Origin of the sequence: Micromonospora sp. WMMD1219, from assembly GCF_049315215.1 — a bacterium.
Taxonomy (GTDB): Bacteria; Actinomycetota; Actinomycetes; order Mycobacteriales; family Micromonosporaceae; genus Micromonospora; species Micromonospora tulbaghiae.
The window spans coordinates 2,753,912-2,769,870 of record NZ_CP186057.1; the positions used below are offsets into that span (position 1 = coordinate 2,753,912).

Genomic DNA, 15,959 nt, shown 5'->3' on the forward strand with positions numbered 1-15,959 from the left:
ATCCGGGTGATGGTGGTCGACGACCACCCGATGTGGCGCGAGGGTGTGGCCCGTGACCTCACCGAGGCCGGTCACCAGGTGGTGGCGACCAGCGGGGAGGGACGGCAGGCGGTACGTGTGGCCGCGGCGGCCCGCCCCGACCTGGTCGTGCTCGACCTCCAGCTGCCGGACATCTCCGGCGTCGAGGTGATCCGAGGGCTGCGCGCCGCGCTGCCCGACGTGCGGGTGCTCATGCTCTCGGCCAGCGGCGAGCCGCAGGGCGTGCTCGACGCGGTCAAGGCCGGCGCCACCGGCTACCTGACCAAGTCGGCCGCACCGGCGGAGTTCCTGGACGCGGTGCGCCGCACGGCGGCCGGCGAGCCGGTGTTCACGCCCGGCCTGGCCGGGCTGGTGCTGGGGGAGTACCGGCGGCTGGCCGCGACGCCGCCCGCCCCGCACGACGAAGCACCCCGGCTCACCGAACGGGAGACCGAGGTGCTGCGTCTGGTCGCCAAGGGGCTGTCCTACAAGCAGATCGCCGACCGGCTGGGCCTGTCCCACCGGACCGTGCAGAACCACGTGCAGAACACCCTGGGCAAGCTCCAGTTGCACAACCGGGTCGAGCTGACCCGGTACGCGATCGAGCGGGGCCTGGACGACTGAGCGGTCAGCGCGCGTCCGGCGGCCGGGTCTCGTGCACCGCCAGCTCCTCCGCGCTGGCCCCGCCACCGGCCGCGCCGGCGTCGTAGGCGACGTTGTCGGTCTCCTGGTCGGTGTGTGCCCCCTCGTCCGGCTCGACCAGCCGGCCCACCTGGTGGTCGGCGACGGTGCCGAGCTGGCCGTGGTCGTACACGGAGACCGGGGAGTGCGGGTCCGAGACCGGGCCCGGGTCGATCACGTCGGCGTCGAGCTGGGCCTGCGCGGCGGCCTCCTCGCTGTCCGCCTCGGCGGCGATGTCCGGGTCGACCGGGCCGGCGAGCGGATCGTCGGCGGGACGCTCGTACTGCTCGCGCTGGAGCTTGTAGTCCAGCGACTCGCCGTCGAGCTGCTCCTCCGCCGTGGTGCCGAACTGGTCCACGGCGACCGGCGTGCGGTCACCGGGGAGCTGGGCCGGCTCGGGGCCGTCCGCCTCGCGCCCGGTCAGCACGTCGTCGTTGGCGGTGGAGTCGTCGTCGGCGGTGTCGGGCAGACCCTCCGCCTCGGGATCGGACACGGGGGTGGGGTACTCGTCGTCGCGCATGCTCGGGAACTACCCACTGCGCTCCCCGCCCTAACCGCGACCGGCCGGGTGGATCGGGAGCAACGGGGCGAAAGGGTACTCAGTTGTGGAACGCCGCCTCGTCCTCGGCGTACAGCACGCACCACACCACCTTGCCGTCGGGCAGTGCCGTGCTGCCCCAGCGCCGGGCCACCGTGTCGATGAGCAGCAGCCCTCGCCCGCCCACCGAGTCCGCCGGCACCGGACCGCCGTACGCGGGCCGCCCGGCCGAGTGATCCCGGACGGCCAGGTGCAGCGCGCCGCCGCGCGGGGCCAGCCGGAGCGTCATCGGCGTGACGGCGTGCGCCACCACGTTGTTGACCATCTCGGTGACCGCGATGCAGGCCGGCTCGGTCAGCTCCGGCAGCCCCCACCTGGCGCACCCGGCGGCGACCAGCACCCGCGCCTCGCGGGCCGCCTCGACCACCGGGGACAGTTCGGCGTCGAGCGGCTCGGGCGGCGCCTCCGGTGGCGACCCGTCCGGATCGAGCAGCAGTTCGGCGGCGGGCCAGTCGGCGACCGCCCGGCAGACCTCGTCCAGCGCCTCACGTGCCAGCGGGTCGGGGATCCGCACCCCGGACAGGTCCACCAGCAGCAACCCCGGGCGCTGCCACAGCCGGGCGAGCAGCGCGTCCCGTACGGCCTCCACCTCGAAGCGGTCGAGCACCCCGGTCAGCCGGACCGTCGGGGAGGAATCGTCGGCCTCCACCAGGCAACGCGCATCCGTCGGCATGATCGCCTCATTGTGCACGTCGGTCCGTGCCCGCGCACCGGTCCGGTCGACGGGACTCACGGCCGGTCACCCCGGGACCGGCGGCTGATCGCCGCCACCGTGCCCACAGCGGTGCCGGCGGCCAGCCCGACCGCCGCCGTCAGCCGCAGCACCTGACCGCGCCGGCCGGACCACCCGTCGGTCCGCTCCGCCGCCGAGTCCGGCGTGAAGACGGCGCCGGTGGAGTCGGCGCGTACGCCGGGGCCGAACTGGGTGCGCGCGGTGTACCAGCCCAGCACGCGCTCGGCCAGCGCCGGGGCGAGCCGCCACTGGAGCCCGATCAGCCGGGCCGCGCCGCCCGCGTACGCCTCCCGCCGGGGCCGGCGCAGCAGCTTGACGATCGTCTCGGCGACCATCTCCGGCGGGTACACCGGCGGCGGCGGGGTCAGTTCCCGGCCGGAGTGGTTCGCCGCGTGCCGGAAGAACGGCGTGTCGATGGTGGCGGGCAGCACGGTGCAGATCGAGATGTTCCCCCGGCCGGTCACCCGCAGTTCCTGCCGCACCGTGTCGGCCAGCCCGCGGATCGCGTGCTTGGTCGCGTTGTACGCCGACTGGTACGGCATCGCCACCTCGGCCAGCACCGAGGCGTTGTTGACCAGCACCCCGCCGCCGGCCGCGCCCAGCCAGGGCAGCGCGGCGCGCGTGCCGTACACGGCGCCGAGCAGGTTCACGTCCACCACCCGGCGGAACTCGGACACCGGGATCTCGTCGAACAGCCCCACGGTGCCCACTGCCGCGTTGTTGATCCAGGCGTCGATCCGGCCGAACTCGGCCACCGCCCGCCCGGCCAGCCGCTCCACCGCCTCCGGGTCGGTCACGTCGGTGGGCACCACAAGGGCCCGCCCGCCCAGCTCCCGGCAGAACGCCGCGACGCGGCGCAGCGCGGACTCGGTACGGGCGGCCAGCACCACGTCGGCACCCCGGCGGGCCAGCGCGTACGCGGTGGCCGCACCGATCCCGCTGGAGGCGCCGGTGATGACGACTGTGGCGTCGGAGAGGCTGCGGGTCAGCGGCATTCCCCGTCGGTACCCCCGGTCCGGGTCGTCATGCCGACCGTTTTCGACGGTGATCGGGTTCGGTCGGCTGTCGCGTCCACGGGACGCCCTGGCCGGGTGACCCCGATCTGTCAGGTTTGGGCGCACCGGAGCTGGGTTAATGGGACGCTCTGACCGGAGACCCCGCTCGCTAGAACGCATGGAGGTGCACCATGCGCGTCGGCCTTGTATGCGCGCACGCCGGCTCGTCCACCGACGGTCCCACCGTCGGGACCCAGGAGCACATTGCGCGCGTGGCGGCGGAACTCGCCGCCCGGGGCCATGACGTCCGCGTCTACGAGCGCCGTGCCGCTTCCGCCCAGCCCGCCCTGACCGAACTCGACGGCTACCGGGTGGAACGTGTCCCGGTCGGCCCGCCCGACATGCTCTCCACCGCCGAGCTGGTCCCGTTCGTCGCCGAGTACGGCCGCTGGCTGGCCGGGCAGTGGGCCGGGGACTGGACCCCCGACGTGGTGCACGGGCACTACTGGGTCGGCGGCCTGGCCGCCGCCCACGCGGTACGCGCCACCGACATCCCGGTGGTGCAGACGTTCCACTCGCTCGGCGTGGAGCAGTTGCGTCACCTCGGCCGTGAGTACGGCGGGCCGGGGGAGCGCATCCCGCTGGAGCGGGCACTGACCCGGGCCGTGGACGTCGCGGTGGCCCAGTCCAACGACGAGGTCGACGAGCTGACCCGGATGGGCCTGCAACGCACCTCCGTGGCGATGGTGCCGACCGGGGTGGACACCGGCCAGTTCCACCCGGACGGCGAGGCGGCGCCCCGGGACCAGCGGCCGCGCATCCTCTCCGTCGGCGGGCTCGCGCCCGGCCACGGCCAGGACGACCTGATCCGGGCGATGCGGCTGGTCGGTGACGCGGAGCTGGTGATCGCCGGCGGCCCGCCGGTCGAGCGGCTGGACGGGCACGCCGAGGCGCGCCGGCTGCGCGAGCTGGCCGAACGCGCGGGCGTGGCGGAGCAGGTGAAGCTGGTCGGCGCGGTGCCGCACGACCAGATGGCCACCTGGTACCGCTCCGCCGACGTGGTGGCCTGCACGCCGCACTACGCATCGGCCGGGCGGGTGTCGCTGGAGGCGATGGCCTGCGGCGTGCCGGTGGTCGGCTACGCCATGGGCGGCATCGCCGACGCGGTGGTGGACGAGGTGACCGGCAAGCTGGTGCCGCCGGGTGACGTGCGCACGCTCGGGGTCACGCTGCGCCGGCTGCTGTCGGACAACGCCGGGCGGTTCGCGTACGGCCACGCCGCTGTGGACCGGGTCCGGTGCAGCTACACCTGGGAACGTACCGCCGCCGCGCTGGAGCGCCTCTACGAGCGGGTGATCGGGCGGCGCCGCCCGGCCACCCCGATCGAGCCGACGCCGGTCGAGGTGACACCGCCGGTCGAGGTGGTCGTCTCCGAACGGGGGCCGGTCGAGGCGGCCTGAACCGGCACCATCGGGGCGCCCACGATCGCCTTCTGGCGGGCGCCGGCATGGTGGTGCTGCGGTTCGGCGTACCGGGTCAGGCCGACCACAGCCGCGAGCGTCACCAGGAAGCCGAGCCCGGCCAGCCACTCCCGGCCGGGCCAGATCTTGTCGTTGAGCAGCAGCAGGCCGACGATCGCCGCGGGGACCGCGCCGGCGGCGTCCATCGCGGCCACCGCCGCCGTGGTCGACCCGCGCTGCATGGCCAGCCCGAGCAGCAGCTGACCGATCACCGAGTGGACGATCAACAGGTAGAGCAGCGGGTCGCGGACGAACGCCTCCACCGACCCGGCCGAGGCGAGCGGCCGGGCCGCCACCGCCGCGGCGGAGAACGCCATCCCGGCCAGTGAGCCGAGCACCACCGACCCGAGCGCGCCGTGCAGCCGGGCGGCGAAGAAGCCGGAAACGGCGATCGCGACCACCGCCACCGCCAGACCGACCAGCCCGGCGGTGCCGAGTTGCCGCGACGGCGCCGGCTGGGCGGAGAGCACGAGCGCGGTGATGCCGGCGAACAGCAACACCAGCAGGGCCACCTCGGCGGCCGGCAGCCGCCACTTGAGCACCAGCACGCCGAGCACTGCGGTCACCCCGAGCCCGGCCGCCACGCTGGCCTGGACCAGGAACAACGGCAGGTCGCGGCGGGCCAGGAAGGCCAGCACGAAGCCGACGACCTGGCAGGTCAGGCCGATCAGGTACGTCCGGTGCCCGGCGAGGCGCAGCAGCAGCCCGGGATCGAACGTGTGGTGCACGGTGGTCCGCGCGGCCGCGACCGACTGGAGGAGGTTGGCGAAGCCGTACGCGATGATCATCGCCGCCAGGAAGCACCAACCGGAGGAAACCACCTGGCGAGGATAGAGGCTCCGCCGGGGTCAGCGCTCGGCTGGACGGCCGAGCCGGGCCAGGATGTCGTCGTGCAACGCCCCGTTGCTGGCCACGGCGCTGATGTCGGCGGAGCCGGCGCCGCCCGGGGTCGGCCGCCCGGCCAGGTCGGTGATCCGGCCGCCCGCCTCGGTGACGATCGGGACCAGCGCGGCGATGTCCCACAGCGACAGCTCCGGCTCCACCATCACGTCCAGTGCCCCCTCAGCCAGCAGCATGTAGCCGTAGAAGTCGCCGTACGCGCGGCTGCGCCAGGTGTCGCGCATGAGCTGGAGCATCGCGTCCAGCCGGCCGGCCTGTTCCCATCCGGTCAGCGACGAGTAGCAGAAGCTCGCGTCGCCGAGCGCCGTCACACCGGAGACCCGGATCGGCGTGCCGTCCGCCGGGCCGGTGCCGGCGAACGCGCCCGCGCCGAGCGCGCCCCACCAGCGGCGGCCCAGCGCCGGGGCGGAGACCAGGCCGAGCACCGGCCGGTCGTGCTCCAGCAGCGCGATCAGCGTGGCCCAGACCGGTACGCCCCGGACGAAGTTCTTCGTGCCGTCGATCGGGTCGATCACCCAGCGCCGCCCGTCCGGGCCGGCGGGCGGCTGCTCGCCGTACTCCTCGCCGAGCAGGCCGTCACCGGGGCGGTGGGCGGCCAGCAGCGCGCGGATCTCCCGCTCCACGGCGGTGTCCGCGTCGGAGACCGGGGTCAGGTCCGGCTTCGACTCGACGCGCAGGTCCAGCGCGCGGAACCGGGCCGCGGCGACGGCGTCCGCGGCGTCGGCGAGCAGGTGGGCGAGGGCGAGGTCGTCGGCGTACCCGGTCATGACGGACACGCTAGTGGCGGCGGTCGGGCCGGCGACGGCGGGTCGCCGCCGGTCCGCCGCTCAGGACCCGGCGAGCGGGTCGCCGGGGTTGCGCTCCGGCTCGCGCGGGTCGCCCTCGCCGCTGCGCGAGGCCAGCAGCCGGCGGTACGAGGCGAGCCGGCGCGCGTCGGCCTTCCCGGCGGCCACCCAGGCGTCGAGCGCGCAGTCCGCCTCGTCGGCCGTGTGCGGGCAGTTGGCCGGGCAGTCGACCGTCGCCTCGACCAGGTCGGGGAAGCCGTGCAGCAGGCTCTCGGCGGACACGTGCGCCAGCCCGAAGCTGCGTACCCCCGGAGTGTCGACGATCCAGCCGGTGTCGCCGTCGGCGCCGGGCTCGGCGGGCAGCCGCAGCGCCACCGCGCTGGTCGAGGTGTGCCGGCCCCGGCCGATCGCGCTGACCGTGCCCACCGCCCGTTCGGCGTCCGGGACGAGGCGGTTGACCAGCGTCGACTTGCCCACCCCGGAGTGACCCACCATCACCGAGACCCGGCCGGCGAGCAGCGCCCGCAGCGCGGCCAGGTCGGAGTCCGGGCGGATCAGCACGTACGGCAGCTCCAGCTCGGTGTAGTAGCCGAGCACCGCCTCCGGGCCGGCCAGGTCCGCCTTGGTGAGGCAGAGCAGCGGCTCGATGTCGGCGTCGTACGCGGCCACCAGGCAGCGGTCGATGAACCCGGTACGCGGCGGCGGGTCGGCGAGCGCGCTGACGATGACCAGCTGGTCGGCGTTCGCCACCACGACCCGTTCCAGCCGCCCCTCGGCGGTGGTCTCGTCGTCGTCGGCGGTACGCCGCAGCACCGAGGTCCGCTCGGCGATGCGCACGATGCGGGCCAGCGCGCCCGGCGCGCCGGAGGTGTCCCCGACCAGCCCGACCCGGTCGCCCACCACCACCGACTTGCGTCCCAGCTCGCGGGCGCGCATGGCGGTCACGAGCGGCGCGTCCGGCCCGGCCCCGGCCAGCACGCAGGTGTAGCGGCCCCGGTCGACGGCGATGACGAAGCCCTCGACGGCGTCCGCGTGGCGGGGCCGGGTGCGCGTTCGTGGGCGCGACGACCGGCCCGGCCGGATCCGGACGTCGTCCTCGTCGTACTCGCGCCGCTTCGTCGCCAGGACGTCCCCCGCTCTCAGTTCTTGCCGGTCACCATCCCCGACCATAGTGCCGGGAACTCCGGCATGGTCTTGGAGGTGCACGCCACGTCGTCGACCTCGATGCCGGGGACGGCCAGCCCGGCCACCGCCGCCGCGTGCGCCATCCGGTGGTCGGCGTACGTGCGGAACGTCCCGCCGCGCAGCGGGCGGGGCCGGATGTCCAGCCCGTCACGGGTCTCCGTGATGTCCGCGCCGAGCGCGGTGAACTCCTTGGCGAGCGCGGTTACCCGGTCGGTCTCGTGGCCGCGGATGTGGCCGATGCCGGTGAGCCGGGACGGCCCGTCGGCGAGCAGCGTGAGCGCGGTCAGCACCGGGGTCAGCTCGCCGACGTCGGAGAGGTCGGCGTCGAGCCCGCGCACGGTGCCGGTGCCCCGCACGGTCAGGCCGTCGGTGCCGAGGCTCACCTCGCCGCCCATCCGGTGCAGCAGCTCCCGGAGCCGCTCGACCGGCTGGAGGCTGCTGCGCGGCCAGCCCTGCAACGTCACCTCACCGCCGGTGACCAGGGCGGCGGCGAAGAACGGCGCGGCACCGGACAGGTCCGGCTCGATCTCCCAGCCGCGCCCGGACAGCGGGCCCGGCTCGACCGTCCACACGTCCGGCGTGGTGTCGTCGACGGCGGCGCCGGCCGCGCGGAGCATCTGCACCGTCATCCGCAGGTGCGGCGCGGACGGCACCGGCGGCCCCTCGTGCCGGACCACGACGCCCCGGTCGAAGCGGGGTGCGGCGAGCAGCAGCCCGGAGACGAGCTGGCTGGACGCGGAGGCGTCGATCACCACGTCGCCGCCGGCCACCCGGCCCGCGCCGAGCACGACGAGCGGCAGGCTTCCGGCCGCTGGTGCGTCGATGCGGACGCCGAGCGTGCGCAGCGCGCCGATCAGCGGCCCGAGCGGGCGGGTCCGGGCGTGCGGGTCGCCGTCGAACGTGACCCGTCCGGCGGCCAGCCCGGCCACCGGAGGCAGGAAGCGCATCACGGTGCCGGCCAGGCCGACGTCGATGTGCGCCGGGCCGGCCAGCGGATAGGGACGGACCAGCCAGCGGTCGTCGTCCGAGACGGACATGTGGGCACCGAGGGCGCGCAGGCCACCGGCCATCAGTTCGGTGTCCCGGGCGCGCAGCGGACGGGCGAGTGTCGACGGCCCGCCGGCGAGCGCGCCGAGCACCAGGGCCCGGGCGGTCATCGACTTGGAGCCGGGCAGGCGCAGCGTCGCGGCGACCGGGTCGCTCGCGGTCGGCGCGGTCCACGGCTGCGGTGGACGCGTCGCGGTCGGATTGCTCACGGTCACATTCTGCCAAGCTCGCGGGCCGGTGGAACCGTTCGTCGCCGCTGCTCCCGTTGGGCGGGACAGCCGGAACGTCCGGATGCGGCTAGCGTGGGCGCCATGTGCGGGAGGTACGCCACGACCCGGAGCGCCGCCGACCTGAGCGGGCTGTTCGAGTCGGCCGACGAGACCGGTGGGGTGACGCCGGACTACAACGTCGCGCCGACCGACCCGGTGCCGCTGGTCCGGCTCGCCCCGGAGGGGCACCGGCTGCTCTCCCTCGGCCGCTGGGGCCTGCTCCCGCAGTGGTCGCGCAGCGCCGCCGGGGCCGCCCGCATGATCAACGCGCGGGCCGAGACGGTCGCCACCAGCCGGGCGTACGCGTCGTCCTTCGCCCGCCGCCGCTGCCTGGTCCCCGCCGACGGGTGGTACGAGTGGGTCCGCCTCGCCGACGGCGGGCGCCAGCCCTACTTCATGACCCCGCGGGACGGCTCGGTCCTGGCCTTCGCCGGCATCTGGTCGGTGTGGGAGTCGGCCGGCACGGCCCGGCTCACGTTCAGCGTGCTCACCACCGCTGCGGTCGGCGAGCTGGCCGAGGTGCACGACCGGATGCCGCTGCTGCTGTCGCCGGAGCGCTGGGCGGGCTGGCTCGGCCCGGCCGAGGAGCCGGCGGAACTGCTCACGCCGCCGGACGCCGGCCTGCTCGCCGGGCTGGAGATCCGGCCCGTCTCCCGGGCCGTGGGGGACGTCCGCAACGACGGCCCGGAGCTGATCGCCGCGGTGGCTCCGGCGGGTGCCGAGACGGCCGCCGGACCGACGCTGTTCTGATCACGCTCCGCCACATTTGCGTGTACCCCTTTGCCGGGGTTGGGCCGGAAAAGTCGCCCGGACGTTCAGTCAGTTTCATTGAAGACTCTTGTCCTTACGTACGCGAATGCGATAGAACACAGCGCCGGTGATGGGCGTCTGTTCGCACGGGGCGGATGACACTCATCGATCTTGTAAAGATCTACGCCGGTTCCCACGGGGGAGGTGGGTGTATTGACACGGGCACGTATGCCGCGTCCGCACGAGGTAGCCGCCGCGCGGCGCGATCCGCGACTGCTGCGGGCGCTGAGCGAACGACGCCAGGACGACGCCTGGCGCACCAGGGGCACCTGTCAGAACGTCGATCCGGAGACGTTCTTTCCGGCACCGAACGAACCGGCCGACGCGGCGGTGGCGCTCTGCCGCACCTGCGACGTCCAGGGCTCCTGTCTGGCATGGGCACTGGAGGTGGGCGACTGCCACGGCGTCTGGGGCGGCACCACGCCGCGCGAGCGGCGCGCCATGCTGGTGGCCTGGCGCAGCGAGGTGCAGCCGGATCCGGACGCGCTCGACGACGCCGGTCCGCCGGTGCGCGACCGGCTGCTCACGCTGGTCCCGCTGAGCTGATCCCGATGTCGCCCGTGGCCCGCTCCGGCAGGTCGCGGGCGACGTCCGTTTCCGCGCCCGAGCACCGGCGGGCCGGCCGGCCCGCGCAGAATGGGCCGGTGCGGCACGACGACGACATCGACACACCACGGGGGCCCGCCCGGCTCCGGTTCGACCCACCCGCAGACGGCGCGGCGGTGCTGGTGCTCGGGCACGGCGCCGGCGGTGACGTGGACGCGCCCGACCTGACCGCCGTGCGGGACGCGGTGCTCGCCGCCGGGGCCGGGGTGGCCCTGGTGACCCAGCCCTACCGGGTCGCCGGGCGGCGCGCGCCCGCTCCCGCCGGGCACCTCGACGAGGCGTGGACGGCGGTGCTGGCCGAGCTGCGCCGGCGCGCCCCGCGGGTGCCCCACTGGGTGGTCGGGGGCCGGTCCAGCGGCGCGCGGGTGGCCTGCCGCACCGCCGCCGCCGTCGGGGCGGCCGGAGTCGTCGCGCTGGCGTTCCCGCTGCACCCGCCGGGACGACCGGAGCGATCCCGGGCCGGCGAACTGCTCACCGGGCTGCCCACGCTCGTCGTCAACGGCGACCGGGACCCGTTCGGCGTGCCCGAGCCCGGCCCCGGCATCGAGGTGGTGGTCCGGCCGGGGGAGCGCCACGACCTGCGCGGGGATCCGGCCGGCACGGCCGCCGTGGTGCGGGACTGGCTGCGCGTACACGGATGGTCGTCCTGACCGGGCGCCGCGCGCCGTGACCGTCCGGCGCGGCGGGTCGTTGCACCGGTTGGTGCCGGCCGCCCGGTTCGGGCGCGCCGGGGCCACCCTCCCAGGCCCTTCCTGGTCCCAGCGTCGGTCGCGGCCGAGGCCGGGACCAGGATCGGGTGGGGCCGGAGGAATGCCACGCCCCACAACTCGCGTTACCTCCCTTGGACGACGACAGAGCCATCGCGAGGGGGGTGACCGGTGCCGATCGAGACACGGAGCCGGGAACGGGACGAACGGGACGAGCGCCAGCTCCGGCGGCTGCTCGACGCGCCGGAGTGGCCCGCGGCGGCGTCGGTCGTGAGCACCGGCACACACTCCGGAAGTGAATCTGCCGGCAAGTGGGTACGCGTATCCTCGGCGGGAAAGCATCCGACGCGAGGGGATGTGCGGTTGACCACCGAGAAGACGGACGAGCGCAGGGCCCGCTTCGAGCGGGACGCGATGCCCTTCGTCGACCAGCTCTACGCCGCCGGACTGCGGATGACCCGCAACCCGGCCGACGCGGAGGACCTGGTTCAGGAGACGTACCTGAAGGCGTACGCCGCCTTCCACCAGTTCGAGCAGGGCACGAACCTGAAGGCCTGGCTGTACCGGATCCTGACCAACACCTACATCAACACCTACCGCAAGCGGCAGCGCCAGCCCATCCAGGCGCCGACCGAGGAGATCACCGACTGGCAGCTCGCCGAGGCGGAGTCGCACACGTCCAGCGGCCTGCGCTCGGCCGAGACGGAGGCGCTCGACCGGCTGCCGGACAGCGACGTCAAGGAGGCCCTCCAGCAGTTGCCGGAGGAGTTCCGCCTGGCCGTCTACCTGACCGACGTCGAGGGCTTCTCCTACAAGGAGGTCGCCGACATCATGGGCACGCCGATCGGCACCGTGATGTCCCGTCTGCACCGTGGCCGACGTAATCTGCGGAAGCTGCTCGAGCAGTACGCGGCGGAGCGGGGTTTCAGCGCCGCCTCGTCGAAGAAGGGTTCGACCGCCGCCGCCGGCCGGGAGGTGTGACCGTGAGCTGTGGACAACCGCACGAGACGGACTGCCGCGAGGTGCTCGCCGAGGTCTACCTCTACCTCGACCTGGAGTGCGCCGAGGAGCGCCGGGTGCTGATCCGGCACCACCTGGACGAGTGCGGGCCGTGCCTGCGCGAGTACGGCATCGAGCAGGAGGTCAAGGCGCTCGTGGCCCGGTGCTGCGGCAACGAGGCGGCCCCGGAGAAGCTGCGGGAGCGGCTGCGCCTGCGACTGACCGAACTGGTGGTCTTCGAGAGCACCGAGTCGCGCGAACTGGCCGACTGACAAGCGACGGAACGGCCCGGGTCCGATGACGGACCCGGGCCGTTCCGCTGTCCGGCGCCTGCGCCGCGCTGATCGGATGATCAGGAGTTGGGGCGCTTGCCGTGGTTGGCGCTGCTCTTCTTACGGGCCTTCTTCTTACGGGCCTTCTTCGCCATGCTCTGCCTCCTTGTGCTGGTCACGGTTCCGTCCGCGGCTGGGCGCGGCGGAGGTCGCGGTGTGGCTCCCCGGCTCGCCGGTGGCCGACCCGCACGATGCTAGTGCCGTCACCGCCCGCCGGGGCGCGGCGGGGCGGATCGCGCGGCGGTGGTGCGCGGTCCGGCGTGACCGGCGTCATGATTGGATACCGTTCGCAGGATTGTCGGGGAGCTGTCGGGGAGAGGGAGGGCCGGAGATGGCCGAGGAGATCCGCGCCGAGATGGTGGCGAACGTCTGGAAGGTCGTCGTGTCGGCCGGCGACACGGTGTCGGAGGGCGACACCCTCGTCATCCTGGAGTCGATGAAGATGGAGATCCCGGTGGTCGCCGAGTCCGACGGCGTGGTGCAGAAGCTGGCGGTCAACGAGGGTGACGTGGTGCAGGACGGCGACCTGATCGCGGAGATCGGTTGACCGGCCTGCGGGTGCGCCGCGCCGAGCCGGCGGACTTCCCGGCCGTGGCCCGGCTGACCGTCGCCGCGTACGAGGCGGACGGCCAGCTCAAGGACGAGAGCGGGTACGCGCCGGTGCTCGCCGACGTGGCCACGCGCGCCGAGACCGGCGAGGTGCTGGTGGCCGTCGACGACGCCACCGGCCAGGTGCTCGGCGCGGTGACGTTCGTGCTGCCCGGCACCCCGTACGCCGAACTGGCCGGCCCGGGCGAGGCCGAGTTCCGGATGCTCGCGGTGGACCCGGCCGCCCAGGGCCGGGGCGCCGGCGCCGCGCTCGCGGCCGCGTGCGTGGCGCGCGCGACGGACCTGGGCTGCACGGCTGTGGTGATCTGCGTACGCGCCGGGATGGCGGCGAGCGCCCACCGCCTCTACGAGCGGCTCGGTTTCGTCAGGTACCCGGAGAAGGACTGGACGCCGCTGCCCGGGATCGACCTGCGCGGCCTGCGGCTGGACCTGCCCTCGGCAGGCTGAATCCGGCCCGCGGCTCAGCCCTGGCCGGTCTCGCCGATCTTGGCGAGCAGCTCGTCGGCCACCTGGAGCGCGATCCGCTTGCGCTCGTCGTCGGTGATGCCCGGCGCGCGCACCGCGAACCAGCTGCTGTGCACCGCGAACAGCGTGAGCGCGGCACGGAGCTGGGCGGCGGGTGAGTCGTCGCCCCGGCACAGCTCGTGGGCCAGCCGCATCATGCGGTCCCGCATCTGCTGGCCGGCGACCAGGCTCTTGAGCACCGTCTGGTTCTGCTCGAAGAAGCGCATCACCTGGGGCAGGTCGCCGGCGAACATGCTGTCGGCGTACCGGCCGATCAGGGCGCGCCGGGTCGCCAGCGTGGGCGGCTGGTCGGCGGCCCAGGCGATCAGCTCGTCCATCCGGCGCAGCCGGTCGTCGACCAGGCTGGTGACGATCTCGTCCTTGCTCTTGAAGTGGTAGTAGAGCGCCGCCTTGGTCACGCCCAGCCGCTCGGCGATCTCCCGCAGCGACGTCTTCTCGTAGCCCTGCTCGGTGAAGAGTTCCAAGGCGACGGCCTGGATCCGCTCCCGCGTGCCACCTGTGGTCTCCCTCACCGGCCGACATCCTTCCAATCCGCTTGACGTGCGCCCGCCATCAGCTTACCGTCCGGCTAGTAAGCAAACTAGCCGGGCGGCAAGTAAGTCGATCATCCGATCTGCGGGGGAGCCTACCGATGAGTCAACCAGCCCAGGTGACCACCAGACCCAATGTCCGGGTCGTCCTGTTCGGTCTGATGATCGCGATGATGCTCGCGATGCTCGACAACATGATCGTCAGCACCGCGCTGCCGCGGATCGTCTTCGAGTTCGGCGGCGCCGACCACTTCACCTGGGTGGTCACCGCGTACGTGCTCGGTACGACCGTCTCCACGCCGATCTGGGGCAAGCTCGGCGACCTCTACGGCCGCAAGACGGTCTTCCTCACCGCTGTGGTCGTGTTCCTGGTCGGCTCCGCGCTCTGCGGCATGTCCGGCTCCGGCGTCTTCGGCGGCGCCGACACCGGCATGACCGAGCTGATCGCGTTCCGGGCCGTCCAGGGCCTGGGCGCGGGCGGCCTGATGGTCGGCGTCATGGCGATCATCGGTGACCTGGTCCCGCCGCGGGAGCGGGGCCGCTACCAGGGCATGATCGCCGGCATCATGGCCATCGCCATGGTCGCCGGGCCGCTCGTCGGCGGCTTCATCACCGACCACCTCTCCTGGCGCTGGGCGTTCTACGTCAACCTGCCGCTGGGCGGCGCGGCGCTGCTGATCCTCGCCACCACCATGCACCTGCCGAAGTACCGCACCGAGCACAAGATCGACTGGCTGGGCGCGGCCCTGCTGTCCGTCGGCATCACCGCGATCGTGCTGGTGACCACGTGGGGCGGCAACGAGTACGACTGGGTCTCGCCGCAGATCCTCGGCCTGGCCGTGCTGGCGGTGCTCACGCTCGCCGCGTTCGCGCTGGTCGAGCGCCGCGCGCCGGAGCCCATCCTGCCGCTGAGCCTGTTCACCAACCGCAACTTCGCGCTGATCTCGGTGATCGGTTTCCTGCTCGGCTTCGCCATGTTCGGCGCGATGAACTTCCTGCCGCTCTACCAGCAGACCGTCCAGGGCGCGTCGGCCACCAACAGCGGACTGCTGCTGCTCCCGCTGATGTTCGGCATGCTCGTGGTGTCGCTCGTGGTCGGCCGCACCATCACCAAGACCGGCCGCTACCGGGCCTTCCCGATCATCGGCGGCGTGGTGATGGCCGCCGGGATGGGCCTGCTCAGCCTGCTGGACGTCGACACCAGCAAGACGCAGTCCTCGCTCTACATGATCGTGCTCGGCGTCGGCATGGGCTTCCTCATGCAGACCTCGATGCTGATCGCGCAGAACAGCGTGGAACAGAAGGACCTCGGCGCGGCCAGCGGCGCGGCCACCTTCTTCCGGTCCATCGGCGGCTCGTTCGGCGTCTCCCTCTTCGGCGCGATCTTCGCCAACCGTCTCGCCGACTCGGCGGCCGGCCCCGCGTTCGCGGGCTCGGGCGGCGGCGAGGGCGGCGCGATGAACCTGGAGGCCCTCAAGAAGCTCACCGGCGGAATGCGCGAGGCGGTGCTCGGCGGCCTGTCCGACGCCATCTCGCACGTCTTCTTCTGGGCCGTCCTGTTCACGGTGGCCGTACCGGTGCTCGCCTGGTTCATCAAGGAGGTGCCGCTGCGCGCGACCAACGACGTGCCGCCGGCCGGCGCCACACCGGAGGACCAGGCCGAGGCCGCGCTCGGCAAGGCCCCCGTCGCCTGACGCACCGTCGCGGCCCGTGCCCCGCTGCTCGCCAGTTCGGGGAGATGGCGGGGTCCGGGGCAAGTTGATCCCGCCATCTCGCGGAGGTGGCGAGGCGCCGGGCCCGGGAGCCGGTGCGCGGGGAGGGCCCGGGGCCGTGGGCGCCGGCAGTTCGGGGAAGTGGTGAGGTCCAGGGCGAGTTGATCGCGCTACTTCGGCGACGTGGCGGGCCTGCGGGTGTTCGAGTCCTCGGCGTGGCCGCTCCGGGCGGGCGTGCCCGCCAGTTCGGGGGGTGGTGGGGTCCGGAGGGGACTGATCGCGTTACCTCGGCGAAGTGGCGGCGCTGGGCGGGCTGGTGCGAACCGGGGCGGGCAATCTCGGGGGCCAGTGGGGGAGCCTGGCAGGGACGGCCCGCGGGGAAAGCAGGGGTTCCCACG

General features: G+C 73.8%; 19 protein-coding genes. 10 read left to right on the forward strand and 9 right to left on the reverse strand.

Features of this window, described 5'->3' with window-relative positions; genetic code table 11:
• Positions 1 to 9: 9 nt before the first annotated feature.
• Positions 10 to 642: a response regulator gene (locus ACN27C_RS13265; RefSeq protein WP_181726793.1), complete on the forward strand. Its 633-nt coding sequence runs from the start codon at positions 10 to 12 to the stop codon at positions 640 to 642.
• A gap of 4 nt (positions 643 to 646) precedes the next feature.
• Here ACN27C_RS13265 and ACN27C_RS13270 read toward each other — a convergent pair whose 3' ends face one another.
• The 3 genes from ACN27C_RS13270 to ACN27C_RS13280 all read right to left on the reverse strand — a co-directional run bounded on the left by ACN27C_RS13270 (position 647) and on the right by ACN27C_RS13280 (position 3,025).
• Entirely contained in the window at positions 647 to 1,219 is a 573-nt protein-coding gene (locus ACN27C_RS13270; RefSeq protein WP_422751257.1) for a DUF5709 domain-containing protein, read from the reverse strand.
• A 79-nt stretch (positions 1,220 to 1,298) separates the two neighbouring features.
• The gene (locus tag ACN27C_RS13275; RefSeq protein ID WP_421498884.1) at positions 1,299 to 1,970 is read right to left on the reverse strand and encodes an ATP-binding protein; all 672 of its coding nucleotides are present in this window, start codon (positions 1,968 to 1,970) and stop codon (positions 1,299 to 1,301) included.
• Between the two features lie 56 nt (positions 1,971 to 2,026).
• Positions 2,027 to 3,025: an SDR family oxidoreductase gene (locus ACN27C_RS13280; RefSeq protein ID WP_120573273.1), complete on the reverse strand. Its 999-nt coding sequence runs from the start codon at positions 3,023 to 3,025 to the stop codon at positions 2,027 to 2,029.
• Between the two features lie 191 nt (positions 3,026 to 3,216).
• Between ACN27C_RS13280 and ACN27C_RS13285 the strand changes: the two genes are divergently transcribed.
• The gene (locus ACN27C_RS13285) at positions 3,217 to 4,485 is read left to right on the forward strand and encodes a glycosyltransferase (protein WP_120573274.1); all 1,269 of its coding nucleotides are present in this window, start codon (positions 3,217 to 3,219) and stop codon (positions 4,483 to 4,485) included.
• Here the strand turns inward: ACN27C_RS13285 and ACN27C_RS13290 are convergent.
• Genes ACN27C_RS13290 through aroA form a run of 4 tightly spaced genes read right to left on the reverse strand, consistent with a single transcriptional unit; the run spans position 4,368 to position 8,671 of the window.
• Positions 4,368 to 5,333 carry a hypothetical protein gene (locus ACN27C_RS13290; protein WP_199733186.1) on the reverse strand — a complete coding sequence of 322 codons (966 nt, stop codon included), beginning with the start codon at positions 5,331 to 5,333 and terminating at the stop codon, positions 4,368 to 4,370. The two genes, ACN27C_RS13285 and ACN27C_RS13290, sit on opposite strands and share 118 nt — an antisense overlap.
• Before the next feature lie 60 nt (positions 5,334 to 5,393).
• Positions 5,394 to 6,212: a histidinol-phosphatase gene (gene hisN, locus ACN27C_RS13295; RefSeq protein ID WP_422751258.1), complete on the reverse strand. Its 819-nt coding sequence runs from the start codon at positions 6,210 to 6,212 to the stop codon at positions 5,394 to 5,396.
• 60 nt (positions 6,213 to 6,272) lie between these two features.
• On the reverse strand, positions 6,273 to 7,400 hold the full coding sequence (gene rsgA / locus ACN27C_RS13300) for a ribosome small subunit-dependent GTPase A (protein WP_422751259.1): 1,128 nt from the start codon (positions 7,398 to 7,400) through the stop codon (positions 6,273 to 6,275).
• Positions 7,370 to 8,671: a 3-phosphoshikimate 1-carboxyvinyltransferase gene (aroA, locus tag ACN27C_RS13305; RefSeq protein ID WP_120574139.1), complete on the reverse strand. Its 1,302-nt coding sequence runs from the start codon at positions 8,669 to 8,671 to the stop codon at positions 7,370 to 7,372. The genes rsgA and aroA overlap by 31 nt, the downstream gene beginning before the upstream one ends.
• A gap of 102 nt (positions 8,672 to 8,773) precedes the next feature.
• Between aroA and ACN27C_RS13310 the strand changes: the two genes are divergently transcribed.
• The 5 genes from ACN27C_RS13310 (at position 8,774) to rsrA (ending at position 12,125) form a co-directional block, all read left to right on the forward strand.
• The gene (locus ACN27C_RS13310; RefSeq protein ID WP_422751260.1) at positions 8,774 to 9,481 is read left to right on the forward strand and encodes an SOS response-associated peptidase; all 708 of its coding nucleotides are present in this window, start codon (positions 8,774 to 8,776) and stop codon (positions 9,479 to 9,481) included.
• Positions 9,482 to 9,694: 213 nt separating this feature from the next.
• Positions 9,695 to 10,087 carry a WhiB family transcriptional regulator gene (locus ACN27C_RS13315; protein ID WP_013288375.1) on the forward strand — a complete coding sequence of 131 codons (393 nt, stop codon included), beginning with the start codon at positions 9,695 to 9,697 and terminating at the stop codon, positions 10,085 to 10,087.
• Between the two features lie 98 nt (positions 10,088 to 10,185).
• Positions 10,186 to 10,797 carry an alpha/beta family hydrolase gene (locus ACN27C_RS13320; protein WP_422751261.1) on the forward strand — a complete coding sequence of 204 codons (612 nt, stop codon included), beginning with the start codon at positions 10,186 to 10,188 and terminating at the stop codon, positions 10,795 to 10,797.
• Positions 10,798 to 11,025: 228 nt separating this feature from the next.
• The gene (locus tag ACN27C_RS13325; RefSeq protein ID WP_120573278.1) at positions 11,026 to 11,835 is read left to right on the forward strand and encodes a sigma-70 family RNA polymerase sigma factor; all 810 of its coding nucleotides are present in this window, start codon (positions 11,026 to 11,028) and stop codon (positions 11,833 to 11,835) included.
• A gap of 2 nt (positions 11,836 to 11,837) precedes the next feature.
• Positions 11,838 to 12,125, forward strand: coding sequence for a mycothiol system anti-sigma-R factor (gene rsrA / locus ACN27C_RS13330; RefSeq protein ID WP_013288372.1), 288 nt, complete (start codon positions 11,838 to 11,840; stop codon positions 12,123 to 12,125).
• An 80-nt stretch (positions 12,126 to 12,205) separates the two neighbouring features.
• Here the strand turns inward: rsrA and ACN27C_RS13335 are convergent, their stop codons facing one another.
• Positions 12,206 to 12,280 carry a 50S ribosomal protein bL37 gene (locus ACN27C_RS13335; RefSeq protein ID WP_369752275.1) on the reverse strand — a complete coding sequence of 25 codons (75 nt, stop codon included), beginning with the start codon at positions 12,278 to 12,280 and terminating at the stop codon, positions 12,206 to 12,208.
• A gap of 236 nt (positions 12,281 to 12,516) precedes the next feature.
• On the opposite strand from ACN27C_RS13335, the gene ACN27C_RS13340 reads away from it, so the two are divergent.
• Together ACN27C_RS13340 and ACN27C_RS13345 are read left to right on the forward strand one after the other, a co-directional pair.
• Positions 12,517 to 12,732 (forward strand): biotin/lipoyl-binding carrier protein, encoded by a 216-nt coding sequence (locus tag ACN27C_RS13340; RefSeq protein WP_013288370.1) that lies wholly within the window; start codon positions 12,517 to 12,519, stop codon positions 12,730 to 12,732.
• Positions 12,729 to 13,241 (forward strand): GNAT family N-acetyltransferase, encoded by a 513-nt coding sequence (locus ACN27C_RS13345; protein ID WP_121686311.1) that lies wholly within the window; start codon positions 12,729 to 12,731, stop codon positions 13,239 to 13,241. The genes ACN27C_RS13340 and ACN27C_RS13345 overlap by 4 nt, the downstream gene beginning before the upstream one ends.
• Positions 13,242 to 13,255: 14 nt before the next feature.
• Here ACN27C_RS13345 and ACN27C_RS13350 read toward each other — a convergent pair whose 3' ends face one another.
• Positions 13,256 to 13,831, reverse strand: a complete 576-nt coding sequence (locus ACN27C_RS13350) for a TetR/AcrR family transcriptional regulator (protein ID WP_120573280.1) — start codon at positions 13,829 to 13,831, stop codon at positions 13,256 to 13,258.
• 119 nt (positions 13,832 to 13,950) lie between these two features.
• On the opposite strand from ACN27C_RS13350, the gene ACN27C_RS13355 reads away from it, so the two are divergent.
• Positions 13,951 to 15,543: an MDR family MFS transporter gene (locus ACN27C_RS13355; RefSeq protein ID WP_422751262.1), complete on the forward strand. Its 1,593-nt coding sequence runs from the start codon at positions 13,951 to 13,953 to the stop codon at positions 15,541 to 15,543.
• Positions 15,544 to 15,959: the final 416 nt, after the last annotated feature.